Genomic DNA, 5,225 nt, shown 5'->3' with positions numbered 1-5,225 from the left:
CCTCACCCGGACGGTCACCGCCGATTCGCGTGTCCGTGCGGCCTGCCGCACTGGTCGCGTTGGACGACGCCGCCCGTCACACCCCGTACGCCTCGGCTTCAGCCCGGCGTACGGGGGTGCGACGAATAGTGGTTTCGGCGCGGGTTCAGTCCTGCGCGCGCCAACGGTAGAAGACGGTCGCGACCTGGTCCTGCGGGCCGTGGCAGAGGTCCGGCCGGTACGGCTCCACGTAGGGGCCGAGATCCTGCATCACCTTGCCGAAGGCCGGCTTCTCGGCGTGCTGGTCCCGGGTCGCCTCGGCCGCCGACGACTCCTGCTCCAGCAGGTGCACGTAGACATCGTCGATGGAGTAGAGCCAGCGTCCGGTGACACCCAGGTCGGTCGGGAGCGACCCGGCGTCCGACTCGCCGAACACCCGGGCCACGTCCGGCTCGGCGCCCGGCTTGATCCGCCCCACGATCACGGTGAGCGTGGTGTCCTCGGGCGGCTCGCCCTCCGGCGCCCAGTGGTAGAACTCCTTGGCCACCGAGTCCGACGGGTTCTTCCAGTAGCGCGGGTACGGCGTCACGTACGGGCCGATCTCCTCGGCGATCTTCTGGAAGGCGGGCAGCCCGCGCGTCTGCCCGGAGATCCGCGGGTCCTGCTCGCGCTCGATCACGTGCAGGTAGAGGTCGTGGTGCGACAGCAGGTACCGGCCGATGACGCCGAGATCCTGGGGCCGGGTGGCCTGGTCGTAGTGGCCGAAGACGTTGCCGACGATCTCGTCGCTGCCGGGGACCATGTGGCAGACGATCACGTTCCGGAAGACCATGACGTGCTCCTTGGCTGGGTAGGCGGGCTAGACGGTGAAGGTGATCGGCAGTTCCAGCAGGCCGCGGAAGGGCGAGGCGGCGGGCAGTCGGCGCACCTCGGCGAGCGGGACGGCAAGCCGCAGCCCGGGCAGCCGGCGCAGCAGCGCGGAGAGCGCGAGCAGCGCCTCCATCCGGGCCAGCGAGACGCCCAGGCAGTAGTGCACGCCGTGGCCGAAGCCGAGGTGCGGGCCCCGGACCCGGCGCAGGTCGAGCCGGTCGGGGTCGGTGAAGTGGGCGGGGTCGTGGTTCGCCGCGTTGATCGCCACCCCGACGATCGCGCCGCGCGGGATGCGTACCCCCTGGTATTCGACGTCCTCGGTGGCGATGCGCGGGCTGGCCACCGGCAGCGGGCCGTCGAACCGCAGCAGCTCCTCGATCGCGGTCGGCAGCAGCCTCGGCGTGGTCCGCAGCAGCTCCCACTGCTCCGGGTGGGTGAGCAGCGCCAGCACCGCGTTGCCGAGGAAGTCGGCGGTGGTCTGGTGGCCGGCGAACAGCAGTAGGAACGTGGTGGTGACCAGCTCCGCCTCGGACAGCGTGTGGTCCCGGTCGACCGCGTCCACCAGCGCGCCGATGATGTCGTCGGCCGGGTCGTCGCGCTTGGCCCGGACCAGGTCGGCCAGGTAGTGGTGCAGCCGCAGCTGGGCCTCCTGCACCGCCGCCCGTTCCTCGGCCGGGGGTCGGCTGGTCGAGCCGGAGGTGCGGATCACCTGGGTCCAGTCGAGCACCCGGTCGTGGTCGACCGGCGGCACGCCGAGCAGCTCACAGATGACCGTCATCGGCAGCGGGATGGCGAAGTCCCGCATCAGGTCCGCCTCGCCCTGCGGCACCATCTTGTCGATCAGCTGGTCGACGATCGCGGCCACCCGGGGCCGCAACGCCTCGATCCGCCGCGGCGCGAACGCCTGTGACACCACCCGGCGCAGGCGGGTGTGCTCGGGCGGGTCGGAGTTGAGCATGTTGCGGTTCAGGCCCTCCGAGTTCGGGCCGAAGATCCGCAGGTAGTGCTGGTCGGGCCCGTAGAGGTCCTTGGACAGCCGCGGGTCGGTCAGCGCCGTGCGCGCGTCGTCGAAGCTGGTGATCAGCCACGAGTCGAACCGGGGCGAGCCGACCGGGCAGACCGGCCGCTCGGCACGCAGCCGGGCGAAGGTGGGATAGGGATTGGCCGCGAACGCCTCCGTGTACAGCTCGCTCGCCGGCACCACGTCGTCGGTCATCGGGCCTCCCCCGGCTCGCTGTTCACACTGTGCAGCACCTGGTAGGTGTGTCGTTCGGCGGACTCGCGCAGCTCCCGGACCACGCGCAGCAGCCGGTCCCGGTGCGCGCTGCGGCCGAAGGCGTCCAGCCGCTCCCGGTCCGCCCAGTCGCTGATGACCAGATAGCTGCTCGGGTCGTCGGCGTCGCGGACCAGGTCCTGGTGCAGGCAGCCGTCCAGGGTGCGGATCTCCTCGGCGGCGGCGCGCCACTCCGCCTCGAAGCGCTCCTCGCACCCCTGCCGGGTCCGCATCGCCAGGACCGTGCGCACCCGGCTCACCGCGCCCCGCCGAAGACCAGGTGCAGGTGCTTGCGCAGCGCGTCGGCGTCGACCGGGGCGCCGCGGAAGCCGACGTGCCCGTCCGGACGGATCAGGTAGAGCCCGGTGCCGGCCAGGCCGTACCCGGCGCGGAACCGGCGGTCGCCGTCGCGCAGCACCGGCGGGTCGGCCAGGCGCGGCTCGGCGACGTCCGGGTCGAGCAGCAGGTACGCGTCGAGTTCCCCGCCGGCCTGCCGCCGCGCGTCGGCGCACAGGTCGGCGAACCCGGCCAGCTCCGTCGCGCCGGCCGTGGCGTCGGCGTAGAGCAGCAGCGTGTGCCGGGTGCCCCGGGTCAGGTCCCGCAGCCGCAGCGGATGCCCGACGCCGCGCCGGCGCAGACCCTCGACGTCCGGCGCGCGTTCGCCGGGACGGGGCGCGTCACCGAGCCCGGCCGGGTCGGAGACGGTCTCCCCGACCAGTGGGCTGCCGGCGTAGCTGAGCAGCAGGGACATCTCCTGGAGGAACTGCCGTTCCAGGTCGGCCCGGTCCAGTTCCTCGGTGCCGGCCAGCCGCACCGCGCGGCCGACGATCTCCTCGCCCTCCGGGCGCCGCTCGGCCTCGTAGCTGTCCAGCAGTCCGGGGGCGGCCAGCCCGCGTACCGCCAGGGCCAGTTTCCAGGCCAGGTTCCAGGCGTCCTGGATGCCGGTGTTCATGCCCTGGCCGCCGGCCGGCGGGTGCTGGTGGGCGGCGTCGCCGGCGACGAAGACCCGGCCGTGGCGGTAGCGGTCGACGATGCCGTGGCTGATCCGGAACACCGACGACCAGCGCAGGTTCGTCGCCCGGGTGCCGGGCGGGGCGAGGCGGTCGAGGGCGGCCTGCACGTCGTCGAGGGTCGGCTCGCCGAGTTCCTCGCTGAAGCCGGGCGGGGCGTCCTGCCCGCCGGTCCGGGCGAAGAACCGGGGTGGGGCCAGGGTGGCGATGCGGTAGCGGTGTTCGCCGCGCAGCGGCACACAGACCAGCATCCCGTCCATCCGCCCGTCGGTGGTGTGCAGGAAGCGCAGCAGGTGCCCGTCGGGCATGTCCCAGTCCACGTCGACGTCCACCAGCATGAACAGCTGCGGGAACTGGCCCAGCCCGCCGGTGAAGGTGAGGCCGAGCCGGTCCCGGACCCGGCTGTGCGCGCCGTCGCAGCCGATTAGGTACGCCGCGCGTACGGTCTCGGTGGCGCCGTCGGCGGTGCGCACGGTGGCGGTCACGCCGTCCGCGTCCTGGGTGAAGTCCACCAGTTCGGCGCCGCGCCGCGGGCGCACCCCGAGCGTGGCCAGCCGGGCGGTGAGGATGCGTTCGGTCTCGTACTGGGGCAGGCCGAGGTGGTCGTAGGGCAGGCCGGGCAGCTCCCAGCTCATCCGGTGGGTCTGCTCGCCGTTGACGAAGACCATGTTGCCGGTGAGCCAGATGCCGGCGTCCATCGCCTCCCGCACGACGCCCTGCTCCTCCCAGATCTCCATGGTGCGGCAGTGCACGCCGATCGCCTTGTCGGCCTGCCCGGCCGGGGTCGCCCGCTTGTCGATCACCCGGCAGTCGATGCCGCGCCGGGCCAGCTCGACGGCGGCGGTCAGCCCGGTCGGGCCCGCCCCGACGACCAGTACGTCCGTTGTCCTCTGCACATCGGCCTCCCTGCCTGTGGTGTCGAGTCGCCGGCCGTCCCCACCGGGCACGACGTGGAACAGGCGGCGTCGGATGTCGAGAAGGAACGGTGCGATCGGCCCGGCCTGCGCCGAGGCGTGAGCCGGGTCGCCGATCCAGTCGAGGAACTCGGCCGCGGTGTCCCACTCGGCGAAGATGTGGTGCACGTCCGAGCCGGGTTCGCGGAGCAGCTGCTCACGCCGGTAGCCCGGCACGGCGGTCATCCGCCGCACCACCTCGGGGTAGCCGCGATGGAAATCGGCGAGCCGGGCGCTCGGCACGGTCAGCTCCACGTCCACGTAGACCGGGCCGGTCCCGTCGCCGGTCTCGACCATCGGCGGGTAGTCGGGCGGGCCGGCCGGTTCGGTCAGCGGCCGGAGCAGGTCGGACAGGCGGGCGGCCACCGGCCCGTCCCGGTAGGCGCGCAGCGCCTCCTCGTCGGCCCACTCGGTGACCACGACGAAGCCGTACGGGTCCAGCGCGTCCCGCAGCAGCTCGTGCCGGAGGCCGCCGGGGAGCGCGCCGAGCTGTCCGGCGACGTCCTCCCAGGCCGGCCCCACCGCGGGCGCGCAGCCGGGCCGCGCTCGCAGCCGGAGCATCGTCCTGATCATGCCGCCCCCTCGCACCGTGCCGTCCTCGTGCCGCGACCCTGCCAGAGTCCGCGTCACCCGGTCGTCACCGGCGGCCCGGGCGGTGTGGCCGTGCGGTGACGCGGCCGGAACGCCATCCCCTCCCGGCAAGCCGCGGTCATGTAACTATCTGCTTGGGCATGACTCCTTACGACTTGGATACCCGTGCCTGACAGGCCCGGCGCTTGGGTAGCTGTCCCGGCCCGCCGACATGTTTTCTCGGTCCTAACGGGATGCGAGGCTGAACGCGTGGCTCCCCGATCGACGTACACGTGGGCAACCCCCGGCCGCCCGGTACGCACCGTGGACACGTCGGCCGTCCTGGTCGCGCTCGGCGCGTCGCTGCACCGCACGGCGCCGTCGCGAGCAGAGCCGACCAAGCTGGAGCTGGCCGTGATCACCGCGCTGAAGCTCGTCGCACAGCCGGTCATCGCGTACGCGGCCGGGCTGGCCCTGCACCTGTCGGCGCCACAGTTGCTCGCCGTGGTGGTGTGCGCGGGCCTGCCGACAGCGCAGAACACGTTCATCTTCGGCCAGGAGTACGGCGTC

Annotated in this window: 5 protein-coding genes; 1 reads left to right on the top strand and 4 read right to left on the bottom strand. The window is 73.1% G+C overall.

Annotated features, from left to right (window positions below; all coding sequences use genetic code 11):
* Positions 1–145: 145 nt before the first annotated feature.
* From AB0J68_RS26580 to AB0J68_RS26565, 4 genes are read right to left on the bottom strand one after another with little or no spacing between them, the layout of a single operon-like run.
* Positions 146–811, bottom strand: a complete 666-nt coding sequence (locus AB0J68_RS26580; RefSeq protein ID WP_354862540.1) for a TcmI family type II polyketide cyclase — start codon at positions 809–811, stop codon at positions 146–148.
* A gap of 27 nt (positions 812–838) precedes the next feature.
* Positions 839–2,065: a cytochrome P450 gene (locus AB0J68_RS26575; RefSeq protein WP_355067910.1), complete on the bottom strand. Its 1,227-nt coding sequence runs from the start codon at positions 2,063–2,065 to the stop codon at positions 839–841.
* A complete protein-coding gene (locus tag AB0J68_RS26570; RefSeq protein WP_354862537.1) occupies positions 2,062–2,373 on the bottom strand; it encodes an antibiotic biosynthesis monooxygenase family protein in 312 nt (103 codons plus the stop codon). The genes AB0J68_RS26575 and AB0J68_RS26570 overlap by 4 nt, the downstream gene beginning before the upstream one ends.
* Before the next feature lie 5 nt (positions 2,374–2,378).
* Positions 2,379–4,646: an FAD-dependent oxidoreductase gene (locus AB0J68_RS26565; RefSeq protein WP_363940989.1), complete on the bottom strand. Its 2,268-nt coding sequence runs from the start codon at positions 4,644–4,646 to the stop codon at positions 2,379–2,381.
* Between the two features lie 279 nt (positions 4,647–4,925).
* Here AB0J68_RS26565 and AB0J68_RS26560 point away from each other — a divergent pair.
* Positions 4,926–5,225: AEC family transporter (locus tag AB0J68_RS26560; protein WP_363940986.1), on the top strand; the 300-nt coding region annotated here is incomplete at its 3' end.

It is taken from the genome of Micromonospora sp. NPDC049580, from assembly GCF_040675595.1.
In the GTDB taxonomy this organism is placed as follows: domain Bacteria; phylum Actinomycetota; class Actinomycetes; order Mycobacteriales; family Micromonosporaceae; genus Micromonospora.
The sequence above is the reverse complement of the archived record's forward strand: the minus strand, read 5'-3'. Positions and strand labels throughout refer to the sequence as shown.

Bases quoted from the DNA above. Each gene is read 5' to 3' on its own strand.
- AB0J68_RS26580 (WP_354862540.1), bottom strand. From the start codon at position 811: ATGGTCTTCCGGAACGTGATCGTCTGCCACATGGTCCCCGGCAGCGAC.
- AB0J68_RS26565 (WP_363940989.1), bottom strand. From the start codon at position 4,646: ATGCTCCGGCTGCGAGCGCGGCCCGGCTGCGCGCCCGCGGTGGGGCCG.
- AB0J68_RS26575 (WP_355067910.1), bottom strand. From the start codon at position 2,065: ATGACCGACGACGTGGTGCCGGCGAGCGAGCTGTACACGGAGGCGTTC.